Here is a 25,177-nt window from a genome sequence, read left to right as displayed (position 1 = left end):
CCCCCGTACGGCTCCACCCCCGCGAGCCCTCCCTCATCACGCACAGCTCCGGCACCACCGGCGTCCCCAAGCTCGCCGTGCACTGCCCGAACACCATGTGGAACCGGCTCGTACCGCAGCAGGCGATGGGCTGGCCCACCCGCGGCGAGACCGCGGCGCTGCACATGTCCTTCGTGCACTCGCGCTTCTACCACCTGCTCGGTGTGCTGCTGCACTTCGGCAGCCCGCTCGTGCTGATCACCGACCCCGACCCGGCCGCGGTACGGCCGCTGCTGGTGCGGCACCGTCCGGGGATCGTCGAGACCCACCCCAACACCTTCGTGCTGTGGGAGGAGTTGGCCGACGCGCCGGGCGCGCCGCTGTCCCGGGTGCGGTCGTACGGCTCGACGTTCGACGCGATCCATCCGCGGACCGTGCAGCGGCTGCTGGACGCCTCCCGGCGCCGTACACCCTGGCTGATCCAGTTGTACGGGCAGAGCGAGACGGGGCCGGTCGCCTTCCAGTGGTTCACGCGGCGCAGTGCCGCCCGCGCGGACGGCCGCCGGGTCGGGATCGGCATACCCGGCTTCACCCGCGTCCGGGTCACCGGCGCCGACGGCAGGCGGGCCGCGCCCGGCGCACCCGGCCGGATCGAGGCCCGCACGCGGGGCCGCATCCTCACCTACCTCGGCATGCAGGACCGCTACGACCGTCAACTCGACGACGGCTGGTGGGAGATGGGCGACATGGGCTACCGCAGCCGGCTGGGCGCGCTGTACCTGATCGACCGGGAGATCGACCGGATCGACTCCGTGCACAGCAATCTGGAGGTCGAGGACATGCTGATGTCCCGCCTCGACGAGCTGCGCGAGGTCGTCATCGTGCCCGGCGCGGACCGCGAACCGGTGCCGGTGGTGTGCGTGCGCGGCGACCGGCCGCTGGACCCGGAACGCTGGCGGGCGGCCACGGCCGGGCTGCCGGCGATGGCCGAGCCGCGGCAGTGGCGGTTCGAGGAGCTGCCGATGACCGCGACATGGAAGGTGAAGCGGGTGGAGATCACCCGGATGCTGGCCGAGGGCGCGCGCACGTGATCCCGGTCGTGGTGGTCGGCGCCGGTCCCGTGGGCCTGTCGGCGGCGCTCGGGCTGCGGGCGCGCGGGCTGCCGGTCGTGGTGCTGGAGGCGGATCCGCAGGACCGCGAACGCCCCGGCAGCCGGGCCCTGTTCGTGCACCGGGAGACCCTGGCGCTGCTCGACGCGATGCTGCCGGGCCTCGCCGCCGAGATCACCGCGTACGGGCGGACCTGGCAGACGAAACGGACCCTCTACCGGGGGCGTGAGGTGTACGCCCGCACCTTCCCGCCCCCTTCGGGCCCGCCGCCCTTCACCAGCCTGCGCCAGGTGGACACCGAACGCTTCCTGCGGGCCGCCTGCGAGCGGGCCGGAGTGGAGTTCGTCTGGGACGCGCAGGTGACCGACGTCCGCACCACGGCGCACGGCGTCTCGCTGACCTGCGCGGACGGGCGAAGGTGGAGCTGCGGGTACGCCGTCGCCGCCGACGGCGCCCGGTCCGCCGTGCGGCGCGGGCTGGGCATCGCCATGGACGGCGTCGAGGGCGAGGGCTTCCACGTCGTCGTCGACGTCGCCGATGTCCCGGGCGCCGAGCTGCCGTTGGAGCGGGTCTTCCACTACGAGCATCCCGGAGTCGGCGGGCGCAGTGTGATGCGGGTGCCGTTCACCGGGGGCTTCCAGGTCGACCTGCAGTGCCGGGACGACGACGCGCAGGAGGAGTACGGGACCGAGGAGGCCGTACGGCGCTGGCTGCCGGCGGTCGTGGGCGAGGCGGGCGGCGAGGGGTACGGGGAGCGGATCCTGTGGGTGTCGACGTACCGCTTCCTGCGCAAGGTCGCGGCGTCGTTCACCGATCGGTACGGCCGGGTGCTGCTGGCCGGGGAGGCGGCGCATCTCTTCCCGCCGTTCGGGGCGCGGGGCATGAACAGCGGTGTCGCCGACGCGGCAGCGGCGGCGGACGCCGTCGCCACCGGGACCAAGGAGGCGGTCGCCCGCTTCGCCGAGGTGCGGCGCGCGGCGGCCCTGTTCAACAGCTCCGCCGCCGGCACCGCCCTGGACCATCTGCGGCCACGGCGCCGGATCGTGCGGGTCAAGCAGCGTGCGGCGGCGGCTCTCGCGCCCGTGTTGCCGTGGTGCGGGTCATGGCTGGAGCACGCGCCGTACGGACCCCGGCACGGGGCACCCGCCGTCGCGGGCCGGAAGTACTGAGGCCGAATACTGAGCGGGACCTGCTGAGCAGGACCTACTGAGCGGGACCTACTGAGCAGGACGTACTGAACAGGAAGCAGTGAAGGGGAGCGCTGATGGCACAACCGGCGGTCGGGGAAGGTCTGCTGGCGTGGTCGCCCGGCCGGGGGCTGACGCCCGGTCCGCAGGAGCAGGACGGCGGGCGGCTGCTCGTCGCGGACTCCTGGCTGGTGCGGGCAGGCCGGGTGCGCGGCTACGACCGGCACCGGGAGCGCTTCCTGCGGGCCTGCGGCGAGTGCGGCACCGCACCGCCACTGCGCTCGCTCGTCGAGTTCTGGCAGGACACGACGGCCGCGCTGCCGCGCACGGGCGACTGGTTCCCCCGGGTGGAACTCGCCGCCGATTCCAACGAGTTGAGGCTGCTGCTGCGGCCCGCTCCGACGCTGGGCACCGGGATACGTCTCTGGGCGGCGGGGCAGCCCGATCCGCGGGCACTCCCCCGCCGCAAGGGGCCCGACCTGGACACTCTCGCCCGGGTGCGCCGGCGGGCCGCCGGGGCGGGCGCCGAGGAGGCGGTGCTGGTCTCGCCGGACGGTGTGGTCCTGGAGGCGGCCACCGCCAGTGTGCTGTGGTGGGAGGACGACACCCTGTGCCTGCCCTCGCCGCGGCTGCCCGTCCTGCCCGGAGTGACCGTCGCCCTCATCCAGGACCGGGCCCGGCGCACCGGCATCCGCGTCGCCCACCGCGAGCGGACCCTGACCGAGCTGGACGGCCGTGAGGTGTGGCTGGTCAACGCGCTGCACGGAATCCGCCCTGTGACGGGCTGGACGGGCCTGCCGATGAATGCGGGACCGGCGGTGCGCGCCGCGAAGTGGCGTATGTGGCTGGACGACATCATGGAGCCGCTGCCGGACAAATAGCGTGGGCGAAGAAATACGGGCATCGGCGAATATTCCCGATGCCCGTATTCTCCATGCCCTTTTTCGCGACGTCCTTGTTTCGCGCTATTTCCTGGCCGGCTGATAAGCCCCGGGAACCATCCGTGTCGCAATGGCGATCCGGTTGTACGCGTTGATGACGGTCGCCGCCCAGATCAGCGCCGCGAGCTGGTTCTCGTCGAAGACCTCGGCGGCCGCCGCGTAGACCGAGTCCGGGACCCGGCCGTCATGTACCAAGGTCACCGCCTCGGCCAACGCCAGGGCCGCGCGCTCGCGCTCAGTGAAGAAGGGTGTCTCGCGCCAGGCGTTCAGAGCGTGGATCCGCTGCTCGGTCTCGCCTTGCGCACGCGCGTCCTTGGTGTGCATGTCGAGGCAGAACGCGCAGCCGTTGAGCTGGGAGGCGCGAATCCGGAGCAGTTCCAGAATTTCTGGTTCGACCTTGGCGTCCTGCGCGGCGGAGACGGCTGCGGTGTGCAGGGAGCCCATCGCCGCGGACACGTCCGGGGTGATTTTCTTGAGGGCAACACGGGATATGGAGTCGCTTTCACTCATGGGCCGACTCTATCCACGGAATTTGATTCCTGTACTGAATTCCGCCGCACTCGGCCGGGCGAACTGATGATCAGGGCAGCGTCGCGCACAGCGCGTCCAGCGCGCCCGACCACCCGTGGTCCGGCGGTGTCCCGTACCCCACGACCAGCGCGTCCAACGGCTCCACGGACGCGTCGGGGTGCCGGTACCGGGTGAGGCCGTCCAGCGCCAGGCCCTGCCAGTGGGCCGCCTGCACAACCGACCGCTCGGTGCCCGGCGGGAGCCGGAGCACGGCGTGCAGTCCGGCGGCGATGCCGGTGACGCGGACCTGCGGGGCGCGCTCGGCGAGGGCCGCGACCAGGGCGTCGCGCCGACGCCGGTAGCGCAGCCGGGCGGCGCGTACGTGGCGGTCGTAGGCCCCGGACGTGAGGAACTCCGCCAGCGTCAACTGGTCCAGCACCCCGCACGAGTCGATGCCGCCCTTCGCCTTCGCGGCCTCCTCCACCAGCGTGGGCGGCAGCACCATCCAGCCCAGCCGCAGGCCGGGGGCGAGGGACTTGCTGGCGGTGCCGAGGTAGACGACGCGGTCGGGGTCGAGGCCTTGGAGCGCGCCAACGGGCTGGCGGTCGTAGCGGAACTCGCCGTCGTAGTCGTCCTCCAGGACCAGTCCGCCGGTGCGCCGCGCCCAGTCCACGACGGCCGCGCGCCGGTCGCGGTGCAGGGGGGAGCCCATGGGGAACTGGTGGGCGGGAGTGAGAAGAACAGCACCCGCCGCGCTCTGTCGTCGTGCGTCTGCGGCTCCGTCGTGACTGGTCGCGCCCCGCGGCGGAGCCGCTGATCGATGCGGCCCCGCGCCCCTTGAGGGCGTTGTCGGACCGTACCCGTCGACCAGCTGCCCCGGATCCGTGCCGAGCTCGTCGAAGGGCAGCGGCGCCGTGCGCAAACCCACCCCGTGCAGGATCTTCCTGTGCTCCGGCAGGCCGTACGACTCGACCGCGATCGTGTCCACGCCCCGCGCCCGCAGCACCGCGCCGAGGATCCTCAGGGCGTGGGACATCCCGCCGCACACCAGGATGCGTTCGGGGTCGGCGTGGACGCCCCGTACGCGGGAGAGGTAGCCGGCGAGGGCGGTGCGCAGTTCGGGGCGGCCGTGCGGGTCGCCGTAGCCGAGGGCTTCGTACGGGGCGGAGGCCAGGGCACGGCGGGCCGCCCTGAGCCACTCGGTGCGTGGGAAGGCGGCGAGGTCGGGGAAGCCGGGGCGCAGGTCGTACCGGGGCCGGCCGGGCTCCCGGGGTCGGTGCACCGCGCCGGCCGAGGGGACGACCCTGCCTTCGGCGACCCGGGTGCCCGAACCCTGCCGTGCGGTGAGCCAGCCCTCGGCCACGAGGTCGGCGTAGGCGTCGGCGACGGTGTTGCGGGCGATGCCCAGGTCGGCGGCGAGGGAGCGGGACGAGGGCAGCCGGGTGCCGGGGGCGAGGCGGCCGGTGCGGACCGCGTCGCGCAGGGCGTCGGTCAGCCCCCGGCGCAGGCCCGGACCGGCCGGTTCCAGGTGCAGGTCGACGCCCAGAGTGGCCCAAGATCTCACCATGGAAATGGACCATACCCGTGGGCTGCATCGTTCGTAGGGTCGGTGGCATGACCACTGACGAGACCGTGCGGTACGCCCCCGAACACGCCCAGCGCCTGGACTGGGCCGCGCTCGCCCCGGATGTCTTCAAGGCCATGGTCCGGCTGGACGCGGCGGCCCGGAAGGGCGTCGATCCGAAGCTGCTGGAGCTGGTGAAGATCCGCGCGTCGCAGATCAACCGCTGCGCGCTCTGCCTCGACATGCACAGCAAGGACGCGCTCGCCGCCGGGGAGAGCGTCGAGCGGATCATCCAGCTCAGCGCATGGGACGAGTCCGAGCACTTCTACACGGAGCGGGAACTCGCGGCGCTGGAGCTGACGGAGGCGGTGACCGTCCTGACGGACGGCTTCGTGCCCGACGAGGTGTACGCGAAGGCCGCCAAGCACTTCGAGGAGGCCGAACTGGCCCAGCTGATCGCCGCGATCACGGTGATCAACGCCTGGAACCGGTTCGGGGTGACCTGCCGTCGGGTGCCGGGGCACTACCAGCCGGGACAGCACACGTGACGGTCCGAGAGGAGCCGCGGGCCATGAGGAAGGTGGATGTCTTCCGCAGCCTGCACAAGGGGCGGCTGCCCGACGACCCCCTGGTGCTGCCCGGCCCCTGGGACGCGATGAGCGCCCGGGTGTTCGAGCAGGCCGGGTTCCCCGCGCTCGCCACGCCCAGCGCGGGGGTCGCGCTCTCGCTCGGGTACGAGGACGGGGAGACCCCGGCCGACGAGATGTTCGCCGCGGTGGCGCGCATCGTGCGGGCCGTGGACGTGCCGGTGTCGGCGGACGTGGAGGGCGGGTACGGGCTGGCGCCGAAGGAGCTGGTGGAGCGGCTGCTGGAGGCCGGGGCCGTGGGCTGCAACCTTGAGGACTCCCACGGGGGTGGTGTCCTCAAGGACCCGCGCGAGCACGCCGAGTGGCTCGCCGAGGTGCGGTACGCGGCCGGTGACCGGCTCTTCCTGAACGCGCGCGTCGACACCTTCGAGTACGGCGACGCCGATCCCGAACGTGCCATCGAGCGAGCCGCGCTGTACGTCGCCGCGGGCGCCGACTGCGTCTACCCGATCGGCGCCCCGGCGAACGTACTGCCCCTGCTGCGGTCCGGCATCCAGGGGCCGGTCAACGTGTACGCGAGGCCGGGCGAGGGCCCCTCGCCCGCCGAACTCGGCGAACTCGGGGCCACCCGCGTCACGTTCGGACCGGGGCTGCTGCGCGGTGCGGCACAGGCACTGCGCGACATCGCCGACGGCCTCAGGGCCTAGGCCGGAGGCCCGGGCAGGCTCAGGACAGCCACGCCTTCCATGTGGACTCGTGGCTGTCCACCCACTTCTTCGCCGCCTCCTCGGGCGACAGCTTCTGCTCGGCGATCATCAGGGAGACCTCGTTCTGGTCCTCGGTCGTCCACTTGAACTTCTTCAGCAGGGCCGCCGCCTCGCCGCCGCTCTTGGCGAAGTCGGCGTTGAGGTACTTCTGGAGCGGGGTGTGCGGATAGGCGCAGGCGACCTTCTCGGGGTCCGCGTCGCAGCCCTCCTTGTACGCCGGCAGCTTCACCTCGGTCATCGGGACCTTCTTGAACAGCCACTGGGGCTCGTACCAGTACGTCAGGAAGGGCTTCTTCTCCTTGGCGAACTGTTTGATCTGGGTGATCTGCGCGGCCTCCGAACCGGCGAAGACGACCTGGTAGTCCAGGCCCAGGTTCTTCACCAGCGCCTTGTCGTTGGTGACGTAGGACGGCGAGCCGTCCATCAGCTGGCCCTTGCCGCCGCTCTCGGCGGTGCGCAGCTGGTCGGCGTACTTGTCGAGGTTCTTCCAGTCGGTGACGTCCGGGTGGGCCTTCGCGAAGTACGTCGGCACGAACCAGCCGATGTGTCCGGTGACCCCGAGGTCGCCGCCGGGCACGATCGTCTTCTTGTCCTTGACGTACCGCTGCTCCTCCTCCGGGTGGCCCCAGTCCTCCATGAGCGCGTCGACGCGGCCCTGGCTGAGCGCGTCCCAGGCGGGGACCTCGTCGATCTGCACGGTGTCGACGCGGTAGCCGAGCTCGTGCTCCAGCAGGTACTGGGCGACGGCCACGTTGGCCTGCGCGCCGACCCAGGACTGCACGGACAGCGTCACGGACTTCGCGCCCTGGGCGTTGGCGAACGGCGAGGCCTGCTTGGTCATGTCGGCGGCGCCGCAGCCGGTGAGCAGCAGCAGCGAGGACACGCCGGCCACCACGGCAGTCGTACGGACGGGTTTACGAAGTCGCATGTCACGCTCCCTTCTTCGCGCGGCGTTCCGTCGGCTGGGTCACCCGGTCGAGCATCAGGCCCAGGCAGACGATCGCCACGCCGGCCACCAGACCGGTCGCGAGGTCGCCCTGCGCGAGACCGAAGACCACGTCGTAGCCGAGCGCGCCGCCGCCGACCAGGCCGCCGATGATGACGACGGCGAGGACCAGGACCACGCCCTGGTTGACGGCGAGCAGCAACGCCGGGCGGGCGAGCGGGAGTTGGACCTGCCGCAGCTGCTGGGCGGGGGTCGCGCCGAGCGAGCGGGCCGACTCCAGGGCGGCCGGGTCGACCTGGCGCAGCCCCTGGGTGGTGATGCGGACGACAGCGGGCAGCGCGTAGACGACGGCCGCCGCGACGGCCGGGGCACGGCCCACGCCGAACAGCGCGACCACCGGGATCAGGTACACGAACTGCGGCATCGTCTGGAAGACGTCCAGGACGGGCCGCAGCAGTCGCTCGACGCGGTCGCTGCGCGCCGCCGCGATGCCGGTGGCGAAGCCCAGGAACAGGGTGACGGCTACGGCCGCCAGAACCTGGGAGAGGGTGTCGAGGGCCGGAGTCCACACGCCCAGGACGCCGATCGCGGCCATGGCGAGCACGGCGGTCAGCGCGGTGCGCCAGGTGCCGATCAGCCAGGCGAGGGCGGCGACGATCAGCAGGACCGACCACCAGGGCAGCCATTGCAGGGTGTCGCGCACGGGGTCGAGGACCCAGGTGGTGAAGTGGGCGGCCCAGTCGGCGGTGCCGCCGATGACGGGCACCCCGGAGTAGAGGTGGTCGGTCATCCAGCCGACGGCGCGGTTGACCGGCTCGGCGATGTTCAGGGTCCAGGCCTCGGGCCAGTCGAGACGGCCCAGGAGACGTCCGGCGACGGCCACGGTGACGGCGGCGACGAGGGCGTACACCCAGCGTGCCCGGCCGTTCGGCTGCGGCTCGTCACCGAGCCCCTCGCCCGCCGCGCCGGTCACCCGGTCCAGGACGACGGCGAGCAGCACGATCGGGATACCGGCCGCGAGGGCCGCGCCGACGTCGACGGTGGCGAGCGCCTGGTAGACGCGGTCACCGAGGCCGCCGGCGCCGATGACCGACGCGATGACCGCCATCGACAGCGCCATCATGATGGTCTGGTTGAGGCCGAGGAGGAGTTCCTTGGCGGCCAGCGGGATCCGGGCGGTCAGCAGGCGCTGCCGTGCGGTGGCGCCCAGCGACTCGACCGCCTCCAGCACCTCCTTGTCGGCGCCGCGCAGACCGAGGGCGGTGAGGCGGGCCATCGGCGGGGCGGCGTAGACGACGGTGGCCAGGACGGCGGCGGGGACGCCCATGCCGAAGACCAGGACGACGGGGAGCAGGTAGGCGTACGCCGGGAGCACCTGCATGGTGTCCAGGACGGGGCGCAGGATCCTGTCCATACGGCCGGAGAGACCGGCGGCGAGGCCCAGCAGCGCGCCCACGACGACGGAGGCGAGGACCGCCACGACCATCAGCGCGAGGGTCTGCATGGTCGGGATCCACATGCCGAGGAACCCACAGGCCAGCAGCGCGATGCCGGTGCCTGCGGCCAGCCTCCAGCCCGCGACCCGCCAGGCGACCAGGGACGCGGCGGCGGTGACGCCGGCCCAGCCGGCCGCGAGCAGCACCAGGTAGACGGCGCGTACGGAGATCACGACCGCGTTGCTGATGTGCCCGAAGAAGTAGAGGAACAGCGGGTGGCTGTCCCGGTTGTCGATGATCCAGACGCTGGCCTTGGTGAGCTGGTCGGAGAAGTCGACGGTCAGCGCGGCGGGCCAGCTGCCGCTCGCCCAGCGGGCGTTCGCCAGCGGTACGAGGATCGCCGCGGCGAGCGCGAGCAGCAGGAGCTTGCGGACGACGGGCTGTTTGAGGATGCCGGGCAGTGTGGCGCGCGGCGCGGCGGCGGTGACGGTGGCCATCAAGCCACCTCCTTGCGCTGGTTGGTCCCCGCTACGACGCCGAGAAGCCGCTCGTGGTCGACCACCCCCAGACAACGGCTCCCTTCCATGACCCGGGCCGGGGCACCGGTGCGCGCCACGGCCTCGATCGCCTCCGACACCGTCGCGTCCGGCGCCAGAGCCGGACCGCTGCCCGCCTCGTCCGCCGACGCGGCACGCATGGCCGTACGCACGGTCATGACCTGCTCGCGCGGCACGTCACGGACGAACTCGCGGACGTAGTCGTCGGCCGGCGAGCCCACGATCTCCTCGGGCGTGCCCAGCTGGACGACACGGCCGTCGCGCATCAGGGCGATACGGTCGCCGAGCTTCAGGGCCTCGCTGAGGTCATGGGTGATGAAGACCATCGTGCGGCCCTCCTCGCGGTGCAGCCGGACGACCTCCTCCTGCATGTCCCGCCGGATCAGCGGGTCGAGCGCGCTGAACGGCTCGTCGAAGAGCAGCACCTCCGGGTCCACCGCCAACGCCCGTGCCAGACCGACACGCTGGCGCTGACCACCGGACAGCTGGCCCGGCCTGCGGTGCTCCATGCCCTCCAGGCCGACCTTGGCGACGACCGCCGCGGCCCGCTCACGGCGCTCGGCCCTGCCGACGCCCTGGATCTCCAGGCCGTACGCCACGTTGTCCAGGACCGTGCGGTGCGGGAGCAGGCCGAAGTGCTGGAAGACCATCGCGGCGCGGTGCCGGCGCAGTTCGCGCAGCCGGGTCTTGTCCATGGCGCGGACGTCCTCGCCGTCGATGGCGATGGTGCCCGCGGTCGGCTCGATCAGCCGGGTCAGACAGCGCACCAGCGTGGACTTGCCGGAGCCGGACAGGCCCATGACGACGAAGACCTCGCCCTTGCGGACGTCGAAGGAGACGTCCTGGACGGCCGCCGTGCAGCCGGTGCGGGCGCGCAGCTCGGCGGACGTGAGCCCGGCGAGCTCCGGGTCGGCGGGGACCCGGTGCGCCTTCGGACCGAAGACCTTCCAGAGACCGTCGACAGAGAAAACAGGGGTACCAGTAGCGCTGGTGGCACCAGGGGTAGTAGCAGGGGCAGTACTCATCACGCCTCACCTCCAAGCAGATCGACGGCCTTCTCCCCGACCATGAGCACCCCGATCATCGGGTTCACGGCGGTCATCGTCGGGAAGACGGAGGCGTCGGCGATACGGATGCCGTCCAGGCCTCGGATCCTCAACTGTGGGTCGACCACGGCCAGTTCGTCGTCGGCGGCGCCCATACGGCAGGTGCCGGCCGGGTGGTACACGGTGTGCGCGACCTTGCGCGCGTACTCGCTCAGCTCCTCGTCGCCGGTGACGTCGGGGCCGGGGCACACCTCCCGCTTGAGCCAGCCCGCGAGCGGTTCGGTCTTCGCTATCTCACGGGCGATGCGGATGCCGTCGACGAGGGTGCGGCCGTCGTAGTCGTCCTCGTCGGTGAAGTAGCGGAAGTCGAGCGCGGGCTTGACGGCCGGGTCGGCGCTGGTCAGGTACAGCCGGCCGCGGCTCTTCGGCTTGGGGATGTTCGGGGTCATGGACACCCCGAACTCCGGCCGCCGGTAGCCCAGTCGCTCCGGGTTGTCCGTGAACGGGATCTGGTAGAAGTGGAACATCAGGTCGGGTCCCTGGTGTTCGGGGTCGCGCCGCACGAACAGCCCGGCGTCCGAGTCCATCGCGGAGTTGTCGGGGATCGGCCCGTTCGTCTCCCAGACGATCACCGACTCGGGGTGGTCGAGCAGGTTCTCGCCGACGCCCGGCAGATCGTGGACGACCGGGATGCCGAGCGCCTCCAGGTCGGCCCTGGGTCCGACGCCGGAGTGCATCAGCAGCCGGGGCGAGTCGACGGCGCCCGCGCACAGGACGACCTCGCGCCGGGCGCGGATCAATTGCTCCTCGCCGTCCTTGGTACGCACGTGGACGCCCTCGGCACGCGTGCCGTTCAGCTCCAGCCGGTACGCCCAGGTCTCCAGCAGGATCGTCAGGTTCTCCCGCTCGTCCATCACCGGGTGCAGATACGCCACCGACGCCGAGGAACGCTTGTTGTTCTCGGGGTGGTAGGCGAGGTCGAAGAAGCCGACGCCCTCGGTGAAGGGCTGCTTGTTGAAGCCCTCGACACGCGGGACGCCGAGCGCGCCCTGCGCCGAGTCGACGAAGTCGCGGGCGATGGCGTTGCGGTCCTTCTCGTCGACCGGGACGACGTTGTTCTTCAGCCGCGCGTAGTACGCCTCCATCGGCACCGCGCCCCAGCCCTTGGCCCCGGCCTGCTCCCACTCGTCCCAGTCGGACGGCAGCGGCTTGAAGGCGATGAGCGTGTTGTGGCTGGAGCATCCGCCGAGCACGCGGGCGCGGCTGTGCCGGATGTGCGAGTTGCCGCGCGGCTGCTCGGTGGTCGGGTAGTCGTAGTCCAGCTCGCCGCCGAGCAGGCCCATCCAGCGGCGCAGGGTCAGCACGTCGTCCCGGCCGACGTCACTGGGGCCGCCCTCGATCACGGCGACGGTGGTGTCGGGGTTCTCGGTGAGCCGGGACGCGATGACGGACCCTGCGGTGCCGCCGCCGATGACGACGTAGTCGTAGACAGGGGGGTTCTGGGACATGAGGGGGGTACTCCAGTAAATCGAGCGCCGTGGGAGGCCTGTGGTCTTTCGGGTGCGGGTTCGTCGTGGCTGGTCGCGCAGTTCCCCGCGCCCCTGGGTTGGCTGCCGCTCAGCCCGTGAACCAGCGAACCGGCGTCGGCGGTCCAGACGGCGCCCGCGAGTCCGTACTCGGTGTCGTTGGCGAGGGCGACCGCCTCGTCCTCGGTGCGGAAGGTCTCGACGGTGAGGACCGGGCCGAAGACCTCCTCGCGGACGACGCGCATCTCGCGGTGGCAGTGGTCGAGGACGGTCGGCTCGTAGAAGTAGCCGTTCTCCGGCCGCTCCGGGGACGGCTCGGGGCGCCGGCCGCCGGAGCGCAGCACCGCGCCCTCCTTGAGCGCGGAGTCGACGTACGCCTCGACCTTCGCGCGCTGCTGCTCGGAGACGAGCGGTCCGCACTCGACGCCGTCGACGGTGCCGCGGCCGAGCCGGATCTTGCCTGCCCGGCGGGCGAGTTCGGTGACGAAGCGGTCCCGGACGGACTCCTCGACGATGAGGCGGCCGCCCGCCGAGCAGACCTGGCCGCTGTGGATGAAGGCGGCGTTGAGGGCCTGGTCGACGGCGGTGTCGAAGCCCTCGTCCGTGGCGCAGGCGTCGGCGAAGACGACGTTGGGGTTCTTGCCGCCGAGTTCGAGCGCGACCTTCTTGACGGAGGGCGCCGCGGCCTGGGCCACCTTGGTGCCGCTGACCAGGCCGCCGGTGAAGGAGACGAGGTCGACGTCGGGGTGCTCGGCGAGGCGGGCGCCGACGGAGTGGCCGGGGCCGGTGACGATGTTGGCGACCCCGGCGGGCAGTCCGGCCTCGACCAGCAGCTCGATGAGGGCGACGGTCGTCAGCGGGGTGATCTCACTCGGCTTGACGACGAAGGTGTTCCCGGCGGCGAGGGCCGGGGCGATCTTCCAACTCGCCTGGAGCAGCGGATAGTTCCAGGGGGTGATCAGCGCACAGACACCGACCGGCTCGTGGACGACGACGCTGTGGATGTCGGACGAGCCCGCGTCGACGACGCGCCCTGGGGCCTCACCCGCAACAAGATCGGCGAAGTAGCGGAAGGCGTCGGCGACGCAGTCGATGTCGACCCGGCCCTCTTCGAGGGTCTTGCCGGCGTCGCGGCTCTCCAGCAGGCCGAGCTTCTCGCGGTCGCGCACGAGGAGGTCGGCGACGCGGCGCAGCAGGGCGGCGCGCTCGGCGACGGGGGTGCGCGGCCACTCCCCCTGGCCGCCGTCGAAGGCGCGGTGGGCGGCCGCGACCGCCAGGTCGGTGTCCTTCTCGTCACCCTCGGCGACCACGGCGAACGGCGCCGCGTCCGCGGGGTCGAGGATCTCGCGCGTCGCGCCGGAGACGGCGTCGCGCCACTCGCCACCCGCGTGAATCGTCTGCTGCGCCTGCTGTCCGGTCATGATCGGTGTTGCCTTCCGTTCCTGTTCAGTGCCCCTGAGTCACACAGGTGTCACCCACGAGGACCGTGACCGCCTGCCCCGGCCCTCGCATTGCATGCGCGATCGATGACCGAAAGTGCGGTGCATCACTGAACATCCGGACAAACAGGAACGAAAGGTTCGCCAAGGGGGTCGACCGGAACCCATACCTTTGACTAAAGTCAAAGAACTATGGAGCCAGTATCGACGGATCACGTGACGGCCTTCCGCCGCTTCAACCGTTACTTCACCCGCCGCATCGGCGTACTGGACGACCACTACCTCGGCCAGGACCGCCCGCTGGGCGAGGCCCGGCTGCTCTTCGAGATCGGCGACGGCGCGTCCCTGCGCGAGCTCAGGAGCCGGCTCGGTCTGGACGCCGGATACCTGAGCCGGATGGCCAAGGCGCTTCAGGCCCAGGGCATGGTCCGGCTGAGCGCGCACCCGCGGGACAGCCGGCTGCGCATGATCGAGCTGACCCCGGCCGGACGGGTGGAGGTCGAGGAGCAGGACCGGCGGGCGGGCGCCGTCGCGGCCGGGCTCCTGGAAGGCCTCGGCGAAGCACAGCGCGCCGAACTGACCCGGGCCATGGCCACCGCCCAGCGGCTGCTGCGCCTCGCCGGCATCACCGTCACCCTCGTCGACGGCGCCGCACCGGACGCCCTGGCCTGTCTGGACTCCTACGCCGCCGACATCGACGCCCGGTTCCCCGAGGGCTTCGACAAGGACGACCTCGTACGGCCGCAGGAGGTGTCCGGCGACGCGGGCGCGTTCTTCGTCGCCTACGAGGAGGACCGCCCCGTGGGCTGCGGGGCGCTACGGCGCCTGGAACCCGGCGTCGGCGAGATCCGCCACGTCTGGGTGCACCCCGACGCCCGCCGCCTCGGCCTCGCCCGCCGGCTGCTCGCCGCCCTCGAACAGGAGGCCTCCGCCCGGCACTTCACCGTCGTACGCCTCGACACCCACGCCGCGCTCACCGAGGCGCAGGCGATGTACCGGGCGTGCGGATACACGGCCATCCCGGCGTACGACGACAACGTCTATGCCAGTCACTGGTTCGAGAAGCGGCTGGCGGGCTGAGCGAAGCCACTCCGCCGGCGGCCGCGGAGGGGAGGGACCTCACTGCGCGTCGTCGTCCCACGGCGCCCCCCACCGATCCCTTGGACTGCCCTCGTCCCACGGCGCCCAGTCGTCCTCGTCGGAAGCCATGCGCCGGAGTGCGGAGAAATCCTCGCGGGTGACGGGGGCGGCCGAGGTGCCGCCGCGGAGGTGTTCCAGGAGGGTGCGCAGGGTCGGCTGGAGGGCGCGCGGGTCGCCGAACTCGGTGTCCAGGGCGGCGGGGAGCGTCTCCGCCCAGAACTCCCACAGCGGGCGCACCCAGCCCTCGACCCGTTCCCCGCCCCGCTCCCGGCGCTCCCTCAGCAGCTCCAACTGGCGCGGGGCGACCTTCTCGACCAGGGTGACGAAGAGCGGATGGGGGTCGCTGCCGGTCCGCACGAGGCCAAGCGGCCGAGCCCCCATCAGCTCGCGGCAGTAGTCCTCGACGGTCGGCTCCTCGTCCAGGATCGTCCAGCGCTCGTACGACCGCAGCAGCTCGGCCCAGCTGGACACACTGCCGGGGAAGTCCCCGAGCCGCAGCCGTACGCCGGGGACGTCTGGGCCCCTCTCGGGGAACAGCCGCAGCCGGATCCGGTCCGGGGAGGCGGAGTCGCCGTCCACGACATCCACCTGGCCGTTCCACATGCAGCACAGCAGGCGGTGCAGGATGACGCGCCGGTCCTCCACATCGCTGACGATCCAGCCGTCCCGGTAGCCGAGCCGCTGCCGCCAGCGCAGCCAGTCCCCGGCCTGCTCGGAGTCCTTCGCGCGGGCCCACTGACGCAGCGCCTCGCGGGCCTCGGGCACCTGGGTGAGGCTCATCTCGCTGCGCACGAGGAGCACGGTGATCGAGTCGCTCTCCACGCCCCGGTACTCCACGGAGTTCTTCGCGTCCGAGGGCAGCCGCAGCGCCTTGCCGAGGTACTCACGCACCTGCTCCACGGGCTGCACCCGAGGATGGCTGACCAGGACCCGCAGCAGGCCGGTGCCCTCCGGCGTGAACCCGACCGGCAGCAGCCCGGTCAGCTTCCGGCCGAACACGTCGAGGGCCTCCTTGCCGACCTGGTCCCGGGCGTCCGCGTCGCCTGCCGCCGCGGCCAGCAGCATGGCGATGGACGGCAGCAGCGGCCGCTCCTCCAGATGCGGGCCGTTCTCGGCGAACACCCGGGTGATCCGGGCCTGCAGCAGGCTCTTGACCCGGGCCACCGCTCCGTCCGGGTCGCGCCGGCTCTGCGCGTGGACGGTGCGCCAGGTGTCGCCGTCGACCAACCTGAGCAGCAGCGCCCCCTCGTCGTCCATCTCACGCAGCCCCTCACGGCGGATGAGCCGGGTGACGACCTCCTCGTACATGTGGTTGAGGGTGCGCTGCTGCGGCAGCAGATACGTGATGCCGGTGCGGTCCTCGTACAGTTCGAGGGCCTTTTGCTGGGAGACCCTGGGCTCCTGTGCGCCGTGCTGGTGGAAGGCGTCCACCAGCCGCCGGACGTCGGTGTGGACCGCGTCGGCCAGCGGCCTCCAGTGCGTCTGCTGTGCCTTCCATGCCTCATGCCACAGCATCCGGCAGCGCCACAGGTACCAGGCGTCCTGCTCCTGGAGGGCCGCCTGCACATCGTCGTCGGCCCAGCGGGCCGGCGCCAGGCCGCCCAACTGGCCCCTGATCCGCGGGACCCTGGGCGGCTGTGCCGTCACCCCGGGCGGGCGCTGCGGGGTGGCAGCGCGTTGGTCCAGCATGCCGAGGAAGCCGCGCCGTGCGATGGGGTCCTCGCTGTCCGGTACGCCGACGACGATGCGTTCGGCGAGGAACGGGTCCACTGTCCGCAGCAGCTCGTTGACGGCGGGTCGGGGTGCGAACCGGTCGGCCATCGCGATGGCAGCGCGGTCCGCCTGGGACCGCAGGTCGGACAGCAGCCTCTGCATCTCCCCGATGCGATCGCCGAGCGCGTGCTCGATGGCGCGGCCACCACGCGGCACCGGGTCGGGCTCGGGCACCGGCAACTGTCCGCGTTCCCATAGCTCTTCGAGGCCGGAGTCGGCGAACAGCTGCCGGATCACGGGCAACGCCCGGTCCCACGACCTCGCCTCGGATCGCTCCACGAGGTCTCTGACCCCGGTCCGCAGCAGCCGCCCGGCCACCAGGTCGGCCAGCTGTTCCGTGGGCGCGGTCAGGGTGGCGGCCAGGCTGGTGGAGAGGCCCATGCGGCCGATGCCGGTCGGGGAGCGGTCGCTGCGTCGCACGCCCCGGTTGATCCAGCGCTCCGCGAAGGTCGTGGGGTCGTCGTCGACGGCCGTCCCGCGTCCCCGGGAGGGGCCGTCGTCCGGCTGGCTGCCGACCAGTGACGTCACCAGGGAGACGATGGAGTCGCTCAGGTCGGCCGGGCGGATGCCGGCGGTCCTGCTGAACAGGAACGCCGTGGGCAGGATGCCGGGAGGCAGCCGGACGGGTGCGGTCCCGGGGTAGCGGATGCCGAGCCCGAGCTGTCGGTCGAGATCGCCGAGCTCGTGGCTCCCCTCCGGCGCGTTCTGCGCGTCCACCAGCCGGGACAGATCGACCAGTGCCGGGGCCGCGTTGAGCTCCGCCTCCCTCCCGCCCCCGGCGGCGGCCGGGAACGCCGACGGCATGACGACCAGTGGATGGATCCTCAGGCGGTCGAAACGGCGCAGTCGGAAGGCGTGGTTGATCAGGTGCAGATAGTCCAGGAAGATCCCCGCGCCGGTGCCACCGGCCACCGAGAAGGCGACGAACACGTCACAGCCGTCGCCCCTGCGGCTCCCGAGACCGCTCGCCGACCGGGCGATCCCGTCGATCGCCTGAAGCAGCGGTTCCAGGACCGGGGCGAGTCCGTTCCGGAGCGTGGCGAACAGGGCTGCCCGGCCGATGGTGGGCAGTTGCCCGGCACCGGCGTGCAGGGGGGCGATTCTCGGCTCGTCGACGTGCGGCGGCAGCCAATCGGCGACCTCGTCGTGCAGCGCCAGCCGCAGCGTCCTGGTCACTTCGGGCGAGCTGTCGAAGTCCGGCAGCAGGTTGTGGGTGACCCGGGAGGTACGGGCGTACGCGTCCCGCAGGGACGGGTCCACGACGAACTGCGGCAGCCGCTGCAGCTCCTTCTCGCTGTAGTCCGCGTACACGAACTGCACGTGGTCGGGCAGCTGGTGGGGGGCCAGGCCGACGTCGGTGAGCGCGGTTCCGTCGGCTCCGCAGAGCCCGGTGCGCAGCCGACGCTCCAGTTCGGCACCGATCAGACAGCCGGTGCCGCCCAGGCCGACGAACAGCATCGGCCGGTGCACGGCGAGCGAGGAGCGGGACGGGGCGGGGGTGGCCCGCGGGGCCCGGCGCGGCTTGTGGTCGGGACGAGGGGGCTCGTCGGAACCCGCGGTGATCCTTTCGGCGAGGGCTGTCGCCGTCGCGCGGTGTTCACCGCCGAGACCGGCGAGGACCGAGGCGGCCACCCGGGCGAACGGAAGGCTTCCCTCCGGGAGGCGCCAGGTGCCTTCCGCGTCGGTCGTGGGGACCAGTGCCCGGAAGTCGAGGCTGCCGCCGAGGCGTTGGGCGACCCTGCCCGATATCTGGCCCACCACGTCCAGGGTGCGCAGGGACTCCTGCCGGGTCAGCGTGTCGAGCAGCACGTCCCGGACACCGGGCCGGAAGTCGTAAAGGCGTAGATCCGGATCCTCGCCGGGATCGGGGGCGGCGCCGCCGTCGGCCGGCGTCAGCAGCCCGGACAGGAAGACCTCCGCGAGATGCGCCGGTTTGGAGCGCGGCATCATCGTGCGCTGGACCAGCCGCATGACGGGCAGGACCAGCGGGGTGGCGGCGAGGTAGCCGGCCAGCTCGAAGGCGCTCGGTGAGGCTTCGCTCCGGAAGCGTTCGACCAGGGCCGCCGGGTCGAGGCCGGCGGGTGCTTCGACCTCCTCGTCGGGCGCCGCGGCGTTGTCCGTCTCGGAGCCGCCGACGGGGACGGCCAGCATGGGTGTCCAGCCGGCAGCGCGTCCGGCGACCACCTGGGCCCACGGGGCGATCCAGTCCGCGTCCAGCTCCAGCACGGGCACGAAGCGTCGGCACCGGCCCTGCGACGGCGTGCCCGGCACCGCGGTCTCGGTTCGGAACTGTGGAGTGGCGTGACCGGGTGGGCCCGGCCGGGCCAGCACCGGCACGGGCGGCAGCCCCGTGCGGTGCCACATGCTGCGGGGAAGGACCTGGAGCACGGCCACCGGGCGGTTGCGGGACCACTGGCACAGCGCCTCACTCAGACCGCCGCCGTGCCACAGGGGCCCGACCCCGTCGGTGAGCAGCAGGAGGACGCGCCGACCGGTGGGATCCGCCAGTTGTTCCAGGGGGACGGTCCGTTTCGGCCCCGAGCCCTGCCTGCGGCGGAACGGGGAGAGCCTTGGCTCGGCTTCGCCGCTGTCGAGGGACCAGGTGCGTACCATGCGAAAGGCGCCGTGTCCTTCGAGCAAGGTGCGCAGTTCGGCGGCCAGCCGGCGCCAGATCACCATCGAGGGCCCCATGTCCACGATGAGGTCCACGGAGAGCCAGCGCTCGGTGTGCGGAAGCCACGCAGGCATCAGCACCGACGACTCGCAGGTCGCCCTCGCCGTCGCCGCTTCGTCCAGCCTCTGGACGCCGGGTGCCCGCACCTGGCGCTTCAAGGGGCGAAGGGCCTGCGAGATCGACAAGGACTCGCTCAGCGCCGGTTCGCTCTGTACCCGCACGACGGCGCCCAGCCCCTCGGATGCCTCGCCGCTGTTCTCGGTGCCGGGGGCCAGGGGAGCCATCGCCCCACCCATGCCCGCGGACACCGGATGCAGCGGAACGGCGGGCGGAGGGGCCGCGATGGGGCTGGCGTCCCTCGTACGGTCCCGACGCGCGTTCCTCTGGGCGAGCAGCCGGGACAGCCAGCTCCCCGAGGTCCCCGATCCCGGGCGGCCTCCCCTCCCGGACCCGACGTCAGCCCAGGTCTCCCCGCCGGCGTCCGCCCCGAAGTCGTCGACGTGTGCGGGTTCCTCCTGCGGACCTTCCTCGCGCGAGCCACTCCTGCCGATGACTCGGGCGACCCACAGTGCGTCCGCGATGTCGTCCGTCGACGGGGTGTCCGTCCCGGCCAGCAGCCGGGCCATCCCACGTGCCAGGCTGTCGTCCACGGAGCTCACCCTTCGTTCAGCGGCCTCATCAGGTGGTCCCTGACGAGATCGCGCTCTTCGGGGTCGTTCCAGATCCGCTGCGCCACGCGCACCGCGTTGAGCAGTTGGTCATTGGCGAGCTCAGCCCCCTCGTCGTCCTGCTTGCGCAGGAACTCGGAGATGAGTTCCTCGCGCACGGACAACGGCGGCCCTTCGGACACCGGCAGGTGAGCGGCCAGCAGCCGCGCCAGTTTCGGCCGGTCCGGCGGGCGGATTTCGAGACGGATACAGCGCCGTAGGAAGGCCGAGGGGAATTCCCGTTCCTCGTTGCTCGTCATCACCACGACCGGGAACTCGTGGCAGCGGACGCGCCCTTGCCGCAGCTGTGCCCAGCCTCCGTCGTCAGCGGTCATGACCTGGGTCGTCGGCTGGCTGAGACGGGCGAGTTCGGGGATGGTGAACTCACCTTCCTCGAAGACGTGCAGCAGATCGTTGGGAAAGTCGACGTCACTCTTGTCGATCTCGTCGACGAGCAGGACCCGCGGAGTACGCCAGGGAAGCAGCGCCGTGCCCAGTGGCCCGAGCCGCAGGTACCGACCGATGTCCGGTGGCTGAACGCCCTCTGGGGCGCCCTCGTCGGTCCGCGCCGACTGCTCGGCCATCCTTTCCCGCAGACCGACGTCCTGCAGCCGGCCGATCGCGTCGTAGTGGTACTGGCCGTCCTGCAGTGTCGAGCGGCTGGTGACGGGCCAGCGCAGCACGGGTCCGAGCCCCAGCTCGTGGGCGATGCTGTAGGCCAGAGTGGACTTTCCGACCCCGGGCCGTCCGGTGACCAGCAGCGGGCGGCGCAGCAGCAGGGCCATGTTCACCAGGTGGATCTCCTCGCGGTCCGCCTGATACGTGGCCGCTCGCAGATGACGGCCCAGTCGGCGCCGCTCGGCCGCCCCCGTCGGGTGCGGTGGGTCGAGGATCTCCTCGGGCTCGACAAGATGAGCGAAGGAACGCCAGGGCGGCGCGGCGGGGAGCCGCTTGATGCCGTCATGCGGCTCGGAAGCGCAGCGGTACATCCACCAGTCCGGTTCCGGGGCGGTCGCCGCAGCGCCACCCGCGACGCCCGTCGGCGGCAGCGGCTCGGGGTAACTGCCGTCCCTGTCGGCCTCGTTCATACCGGCCCTCCTGAGCTCGGTGGCGTCATGACGTCTGTGGGTGAGAGGTCGGTGCGATCAAAGCCGTCTCCTGGCGCACGCATTCGGGATCGTCCCAGAGCAGGGTCAGGTGGTTGTGCATGTCCTTGGTGTCGTCCCTGGCGGCGGACCGGCGCCAACGCCTGAGATGGTCGGGAAGTTCGGAGAACTGCAAGGCGACGGCTTCGTTCACGCGCCGGGCGAGCTCCCCCGGGTCGCCGCCGTCCCGACGCCACACGATGAGGGGAACTCCCTCACACACGGCTTCCTGAAGGCAGAGCGCCCGCTTCATGCTCTGCGGGTCGTAGGCGAAGGCGAGCCCGAGTCCCAGCGCGGTGGTCTGCGGGCGCTCGTCGAGCCAGGTCCGCACTTCTCCGTCACGTCCTCGGACGTGGAGTACTTCGCCGTCCAATGCGCTCTGCGCCGTGGCGTCGACGGCCAGCCAGGCGATTCCGTCGCACAGTCGCCATGTGGCCGCATGATGGAGGGTTCTCCACCGACGCGTCCAGTCCCGGCGCCACGACGGCCGCTCCAACCGATCCAACGACCGTACGACCACCGGGTACTTGTGCCCCAGCCGATACTCGTGCCCGTCCGTCAGCCAGTGCTCCACGGGATGGCCCAGCAACGACCAGGGGAGCAGGAACTCCACCCGGACCCAGTCGGCCTCGTCGAACCGTGTGACCAGGTCGGACCAGTCGTCGAGGCACGTCCGACCGAAATCCCTGAGCTCACCGAGGCTGAAGGGCTGCTGTATCTCCCGCTTGCGGGGCCGGCTCAGACCGGTCGCCGTCCAGTCGAACAGCGCGGCGTCGACGGTGTACTTCTGTTTGCCGGGTATGGCCTCGCGCAGCCGGATCTGCAGGACCCGGCGTTCGCCTCGCGTCACCAACCGCCGGCCGCGGCCGGAGAGTTCGTCCGCCACCTCGGCCGGAAGCCCGAGTTCGCCCACCGCCAGGCTGACGTGATTGCGCAACAGCGCCTGATCCGTCTCGGACAGATCGTCGGCGAGCTCCGCCAGGAACCGCAGTACAAGAGGCGCACGGGCTGCCGCGTCCGTGTCGGCAGGGGTGAAGTCACGGGCGTCGTTGAGCCGTCTGACCATTTCGGCGACGGTCTCGCTGCCCCGTAGACCGGCTGGTTCGCCAGGGAGGCGGGCCCTTCGCAGAGCCTCGCCGGCCATGGTCACCGGCACGGGGGCCTTCATGGCGTCGAGGTGGGCGATCACCGCTCTGAGCCTGGGCCCGGAAAGCCTCCCCGCGGGGTTCAGTTCGTCCACGATCCCGTCCAGGCGCACCGTGGCGGCTTCGTCTCCCCGCAGGAGGCGCAATGCGTCGGCGAGTGCCCGTAAGGCAGCGCCGGGATCCTGGTGCCGGTCCATGGCGTGCACCAGGGCCGCCACATGGCTGCGGGCATCGGCGTGGTACGGCACGGTGAAGGGGGCGTTGCCCCTTCCGAGTCGCTTCCCGACGGACAGCAGGACCTGTCCGAAGAACTGGGGATCGTGAAGGTCGGAGAAACCCAGAAGTACGCGGCAGAGTTCATCGACCTGATCGGCGGACCAGCCACCGCCGTCCGGTCGGTCGCCTCCCACCACCGGTGTGTCCACCGACGCTTCCAGCGGCGCCCTCACCGGGGTCGAATCCATCATGCCCGGCTTGGGTCTACGCCGTTGGCCGAACCAGGACCACAGTGAAGTGCGGCGGCCACCCGGAGGTGCGGGATCCTTGAACGACGTCATTCAGGGTCCCGGATCATCGCGCGCAACTCGACGGTGGCCGCATCGTCGGGGCGCAGGACACCGACGGCGTCCCGAAAGGCGGCCAGGGCGGCGGCGCGCATCCGATGCGACTGGCAGCGCTCGACGATCTCCAGCAAATGGTCACGCGGATGTGCCCTGAAAGCGGGGGTGAAACCCGCCTGCGGCGCCAACGCCTGCCGCATCAGAGCGATCACCTGCCGCCGGAAGTCAGCGTCGTCCATGTCGGGAATGCGTTCGGCGACCCGCACCACCGCGACGGTGTCTGGAAAGGGACCCGAGAATTCCGGCACACCGGTGGTGGACGGTTCGAGAGTGGGTGGTTCGGAAGTGCTCGAGTCGGTGGTGACCGGTTCGGCCCCGGCGGTGGTGAGCATCAGACGCCTGAGGGTGGAGAAGGAGCGGTGCTCACGTGAGGTGGGCCGCACGATGCCGGAGTGGTCTCCGGGGAGAACGGCCGCGTCGGGGAAGACGCTGCGTGCCGAGGCGGGCGTGACGATGTTGTCTGTCTCGCCGGCGTAGACCGAGAACGGGATCGGACAGGCCCGCGAGGTGACCTCCCGTGCGTTGACGATATCGCGCAGGATGGTCCGTTGAGTGTCGGTGATCTGTTGATCCAGCGGCCGCAACTGGCGTTCCTGGGGGTTGCGCCGTAACAGTCCGCGACGCAGCCCCAGAGCGAACTGCGAGCCGTTGTTGGGGCAGGCGAACAGCACGACCCGCCGCATCCGGGTCAGATCCTTGCCGCGCCCTTCGGCGAGCATCCGGGCGAGACAGCGCTGGCCGATCAGCCCGCCCTGGCTGTGGCAGACCAGCATCAGCCGGTCGAAACCCTCGGTCTCGGTGTCGAGGAATTCCTTCAGACTGTCGGCCACGGTGTCGAAGTCGGGGACCCTGCGCAACGGACCGGCCTGCCACAGCCGGGTGTCGTAGGAGAACGGAAGTGGTCTGACGAAATCCAGTTCCGCGTCCCGGTCGATCAGCGACGTGAAGGGTTCCCACATCGCCGCCGACGAGTTGAAGCCATGGACGAACACCACTCCCAGTCGCCCAGGTCCCCCGACCGATGCCATCCGAGCCCTCCATCAGCGTTCGCCCCGCAAACCTACCCAAGAAGCAGGCCCCGCACCGGACGAATCCGATACGGGGCCTGCGGCTGAGCTGCTGCCGGACGTCGGCTCAGATGAGACCGAGGGAACGGACCGCCTCGCGCTCCTCCTCGAGCTCCTTGACGGAGGCGTCGATACGGGCGCGGGAGAACTCGTTGATCTCCAGGCCCTGGACGATCTCGTACTTGCCGTCCTTGGTGGTGACGGGGAAGGAGGAGATGAGGCCCTCGGGAACGCCGTACGACCCGTCCGACGGGATGCCCATGGAGACCCAGTCGCCGTCGGCGGTGCCGTTGACCCAGGTGTGGACGTGGTCGATGGCGGCGTTGGCGGCGGAGGCCGCGGAGGAGGCGCCGCGGGCCTCGATGATCGCCGCGCCGCGCTTGGCGACGGTCGGGATGAAGTCCTCGGCGAGCCACTTCTCGTCGTTCACGACCTCGGCGGCGTTCTTGCCGGCGACGGTGGCGTGGAAGATGTCCGGGTACTGGGTGGCGGAGTGGTTGCCCCAGATGGTGAGCCGCTTGATGTCGGCGACGGTCGAGCCCGTCTTCTTCGCGAGCTGGGTGAGCGCGCGGTTGTGGTCCAGGCGGGTCATCGCGGTGAAGCGCTCGGCCGGTACGTCGGGGGCGGCGGCCTGCGCGATGAGCGCGTTGGTGTTGGCCGGGTTGCCGACGACGAGGACCTTGATGTCGTCCGCGGCGTGGGCGTTGATGGCCTGGCCCTGCGGCTTGAAGATGCCGCCGTTGGCCTCGAGGAGGTCACCGCGCTCCATGCCCTTGGTACGGGGGCGGGCGCCGACGAGCAGGGCCACGTTGGCCCCGTCGAAGGCGACGTTCGGGTCGTCGCTGATGTCGATGCCCTGGAGCAGCGGGAACGCGCAGTCGTCCAGCTCCATGGCCGTGCCCTCGGCCGCCTTGAGCGCCGGCGTGATCTCGAGGAGTCGCAGCCTGACCGGCACGTCCGCGCCGAGCAGCTGGCCGGAGGCGATGCGGAAGAGCAGGGCGTAACCGATCTGGCCGGCTGCGCCGGTGACGGTGACGTTCACGGGAGTGCGGGTCATGGCGTTCTCCGTATGACAGCTGGTAGAGATGATCGATCTCTTGGCGTCGAGAGATCCACCGGTCAGGCTATCGCGCCTCCGGGATCTCGCACTCCCGGGTCCGTGTGGCCCGTCCCACAGAAGGGCGGCCGCCCTGTCCGGGAGAGGGGGACGTGGGCGGCCGCCGGGGGGGGGCGGTCGCTTATACACAAAACCGAGCCCACGAGACCGGGTATATAATCGCGGATTCCGGCTTGGGCTTGAAAAACGGGGGGG

Annotated in this window: 18 protein-coding genes; 6 read left to right on the top strand and 12 right to left on the bottom strand. The window is 71.4% G+C overall.

Annotated features, from left to right (window positions below; genetic code table 11):
• The 3 genes from L0P92_RS25990 to L0P92_RS25980 all read left to right on the top strand — a co-directional run.
• The coding region (locus L0P92_RS25990) for a class I adenylate-forming enzyme family protein (RefSeq protein WP_234765412.1) at positions 1 to 1,070 on the top strand (1,070 nt) is incomplete at its 5' end.
• Complete coding sequence (locus L0P92_RS25985; RefSeq protein ID WP_234765411.1) at positions 1,067 to 2,257, top strand: FAD-dependent monooxygenase; 1,191 nt, start codon at positions 1,067 to 1,069, stop codon at positions 2,255 to 2,257. The genes L0P92_RS25990 and L0P92_RS25985, both read left to right, overlap by 4 nt.
• A 95-nt stretch (positions 2,258 to 2,352) precedes the next feature.
• Positions 2,353 to 3,156 carry an aminotransferase class IV gene (locus L0P92_RS25980; RefSeq protein WP_234765410.1) on the top strand — a complete coding sequence of 268 codons (804 nt, stop codon included), beginning with the start codon at positions 2,353 to 2,355 and terminating at the stop codon, positions 3,154 to 3,156.
• 84 nt (positions 3,157 to 3,240) lie between these two features.
• Here L0P92_RS25980 and L0P92_RS25975 read toward each other — a convergent pair whose 3' ends face one another.
• Entirely contained in the window at positions 3,241 to 3,726 is a 486-nt protein-coding gene (locus L0P92_RS25975) for a carboxymuconolactone decarboxylase family protein (RefSeq protein WP_234765409.1), read from the bottom strand.
• 70 nt (positions 3,727 to 3,796) lie between these two features.
• Complete coding sequence (locus L0P92_RS25970) at positions 3,797 to 5,293, bottom strand: aminotransferase-like domain-containing protein (RefSeq protein WP_234765408.1); 1,497 nt, start codon at positions 5,291 to 5,293, stop codon at positions 3,797 to 3,799.
• A 47-nt stretch (positions 5,294 to 5,340) separates the two neighbouring features.
• Here L0P92_RS25970 and L0P92_RS25965 point away from each other — a divergent pair, with 47 nt between their 5' ends.
• Both L0P92_RS25965 and L0P92_RS25960 read left to right on the top strand, forming a co-directional pair.
• Positions 5,341 to 5,838, top strand: coding sequence for a carboxymuconolactone decarboxylase family protein (locus L0P92_RS25965; RefSeq protein ID WP_234765407.1), 498 nt, complete (start codon positions 5,341 to 5,343; stop codon positions 5,836 to 5,838).
• A gap of 23 nt (positions 5,839 to 5,861) precedes the next feature.
• Positions 5,862 to 6,584, top strand: coding sequence for an isocitrate lyase/PEP mutase family protein (locus L0P92_RS25960; protein ID WP_234765406.1), 723 nt, complete (start codon positions 5,862 to 5,864; stop codon positions 6,582 to 6,584).
• A 19-nt stretch (positions 6,585 to 6,603) separates the two neighbouring features.
• Here L0P92_RS25960 and L0P92_RS25955 read toward each other — a convergent pair whose 3' ends face one another.
• Genes L0P92_RS25955 through L0P92_RS25935 form a run of 5 tightly spaced genes read right to left on the bottom strand, consistent with a single transcriptional unit; the run spans position 6,604 to position 13,576 of the window.
• Positions 6,604 to 7,572, bottom strand: coding sequence for an ABC transporter substrate-binding protein (locus tag L0P92_RS25955; RefSeq protein ID WP_234765405.1), 969 nt, complete (start codon positions 7,570 to 7,572; stop codon positions 6,604 to 6,606).
• 1 nt (position 7,573) lies between these two features.
• Positions 7,574 to 9,523 (bottom strand): ABC transporter permease, encoded by a 1,950-nt coding sequence (locus L0P92_RS25950; protein WP_234765404.1) that lies wholly within the window; start codon positions 9,521 to 9,523, stop codon positions 7,574 to 7,576.
• The gene (locus L0P92_RS25945; protein WP_234765403.1) at positions 9,523 to 10,608 is read right to left on the bottom strand and encodes a quaternary amine ABC transporter ATP-binding protein; all 1,086 of its coding nucleotides are present in this window, start codon (positions 10,606 to 10,608) and stop codon (positions 9,523 to 9,525) included. The genes L0P92_RS25950 and L0P92_RS25945 overlap by 1 nt, the downstream gene beginning before the upstream one ends.
• A complete protein-coding gene (locus L0P92_RS25940; protein ID WP_234765402.1) occupies positions 10,608 to 12,137 on the bottom strand; it encodes a GMC family oxidoreductase in 1,530 nt (509 codons plus the stop codon). The genes L0P92_RS25945 and L0P92_RS25940 overlap by 1 nt, the downstream gene beginning before the upstream one ends.
• Positions 12,029 to 13,576 (bottom strand): aldehyde dehydrogenase family protein, encoded by a 1,548-nt coding sequence (locus L0P92_RS25935; RefSeq protein ID WP_234765401.1) that lies wholly within the window; start codon positions 13,574 to 13,576, stop codon positions 12,029 to 12,031. The genes L0P92_RS25940 and L0P92_RS25935 overlap by 109 nt, the downstream gene beginning before the upstream one ends.
• A gap of 210 nt (positions 13,577 to 13,786) precedes the next feature.
• Here L0P92_RS25935 and L0P92_RS25930 point away from each other — a divergent pair, with 210 nt between their 5' ends.
• Entirely contained in the window at positions 13,787 to 14,674 is an 888-nt protein-coding gene (locus tag L0P92_RS25930; RefSeq protein WP_234765400.1) for a helix-turn-helix domain-containing GNAT family N-acetyltransferase, read from the top strand.
• Between the two features lie 39 nt (positions 14,675 to 14,713).
• Here the strand turns inward: L0P92_RS25930 and L0P92_RS25925 are convergent, their stop codons facing one another.
• The 5 genes from L0P92_RS25925 to L0P92_RS25905 all read right to left on the bottom strand — a co-directional run bounded on the left by L0P92_RS25925 (position 14,714) and on the right by L0P92_RS25905 (position 24,922).
• Positions 14,714 to 19,831 carry a tubulin-like doman-containing protein gene (locus L0P92_RS25925; protein WP_234765399.1) on the bottom strand — a complete coding sequence of 1,706 codons (5,118 nt, stop codon included), beginning with the start codon at positions 19,829 to 19,831 and terminating at the stop codon, positions 14,714 to 14,716.
• A gap of 5 nt (positions 19,832 to 19,836) precedes the next feature.
• Complete coding sequence (locus L0P92_RS25920) at positions 19,837 to 20,877, bottom strand: AAA family ATPase (RefSeq protein WP_372497337.1); 1,041 nt, start codon at positions 20,875 to 20,877, stop codon at positions 19,837 to 19,839.
• Positions 20,878 to 21,001: 124 nt separating this feature from the next.
• Positions 21,002 to 22,645 carry a VMAP-C domain-containing protein gene (locus L0P92_RS25915; RefSeq protein WP_234765397.1) on the bottom strand — a complete coding sequence of 548 codons (1,644 nt, stop codon included), beginning with the start codon at positions 22,643 to 22,645 and terminating at the stop codon, positions 21,002 to 21,004.
• An 86-nt stretch (positions 22,646 to 22,731) separates the two neighbouring features.
• Positions 22,732 to 23,826 carry an alpha/beta fold hydrolase gene (locus L0P92_RS25910; RefSeq protein ID WP_234765396.1) on the bottom strand — a complete coding sequence of 365 codons (1,095 nt, stop codon included), beginning with the start codon at positions 23,824 to 23,826 and terminating at the stop codon, positions 22,732 to 22,734.
• 106 nt (positions 23,827 to 23,932) lie between these two features.
• Complete coding sequence (locus tag L0P92_RS25905) at positions 23,933 to 24,922, bottom strand: malate dehydrogenase (RefSeq protein WP_234765395.1); 990 nt, start codon at positions 24,920 to 24,922, stop codon at positions 23,933 to 23,935.
• Positions 24,923 to 25,177 lie beyond the last annotated feature (255 nt).

This window comes from Streptomyces muensis (assembly GCF_021474425.1).
Taxonomy (GTDB): Bacteria; Actinomycetota; Actinomycetes; order Streptomycetales; family Streptomycetaceae; genus Streptomyces; species Streptomyces muensis.
Note: the sequence above shows the minus strand (reverse complement) of the source record. Positions and strands in the feature narration are given on the sequence as shown.

What these genes read in the sequence shown, in the direction of transcription:
- L0P92_RS25935 (WP_234765401.1), bottom strand. Translation starts at nt 13,576, where the DNA reads ATGACCGGACAGCAGGCGCAGCAGACGATTCACGCGGGTGGCGAGTGG.
- L0P92_RS25920 (WP_372497337.1), bottom strand. Translation starts at nt 20,877, where the DNA reads ATGTACCGCTGCGCTTCCGAGCCGCATGACGGCATCAAGCGGCTCCCC.
- L0P92_RS25955 (WP_234765405.1), bottom strand. Translation starts at nt 7,572, where the DNA reads ATGCGACTTCGTAAACCCGTCCGTACGACTGCCGTGGTGGCCGGCGTG.
- L0P92_RS25970 (WP_234765408.1), bottom strand. Translation starts at nt 5,293, where the DNA reads ATGGTGAGATCTTGGGCCACTCTGGGCGTCGACCTGCACCTGGAACCG.
- L0P92_RS25940 (WP_234765402.1), bottom strand. Translation starts at nt 12,137, where the DNA reads ATGTCCCAGAACCCCCCTGTCTACGACTACGTCGTCATCGGCGGCGGC.
- L0P92_RS25905 (WP_234765395.1), bottom strand. Translation starts at nt 24,922, where the DNA reads ATGACCCGCACTCCCGTGAACGTCACCGTCACCGGCGCAGCCGGCCAG.
- L0P92_RS25980 (WP_234765410.1), top strand. Translation starts at nt 2,353, where the DNA reads ATGGCACAACCGGCGGTCGGGGAAGGTCTGCTGGCGTGGTCGCCCGGC.
- L0P92_RS25950 (WP_234765404.1), bottom strand. Translation starts at nt 9,523, where the DNA reads ATGGCCACCGTCACCGCCGCCGCGCCGCGCGCCACACTGCCCGGCATC.
- L0P92_RS25930 (WP_234765400.1), top strand. Translation starts at nt 13,787, where the DNA reads ATGGAGCCAGTATCGACGGATCACGTGACGGCCTTCCGCCGCTTCAAC.
- L0P92_RS25945 (WP_234765403.1), bottom strand. Translation starts at nt 10,608, where the DNA reads ATGAGTACTGCCCCTGCTACTACCCCTGGTGCCACCAGCGCTACTGGT.
- L0P92_RS25975 (WP_234765409.1), bottom strand. Translation starts at nt 3,726, where the DNA reads ATGAGTGAAAGCGACTCCATATCCCGTGTTGCCCTCAAGAAAATCACC.
- L0P92_RS25965 (WP_234765407.1), top strand. Translation starts at nt 5,341, where the DNA reads ATGACCACTGACGAGACCGTGCGGTACGCCCCCGAACACGCCCAGCGC.
- L0P92_RS25915 (WP_234765397.1), bottom strand. Translation starts at nt 22,645, where the DNA reads ATGATGGATTCGACCCCGGTGAGGGCGCCGCTGGAAGCGTCGGTGGAC.
- L0P92_RS25910 (WP_234765396.1), bottom strand. Translation starts at nt 23,826, where the DNA reads ATGGCATCGGTCGGGGGACCTGGGCGACTGGGAGTGGTGTTCGTCCAT.
- L0P92_RS25960 (WP_234765406.1), top strand. Translation starts at nt 5,862, where the DNA reads ATGAGGAAGGTGGATGTCTTCCGCAGCCTGCACAAGGGGCGGCTGCCC.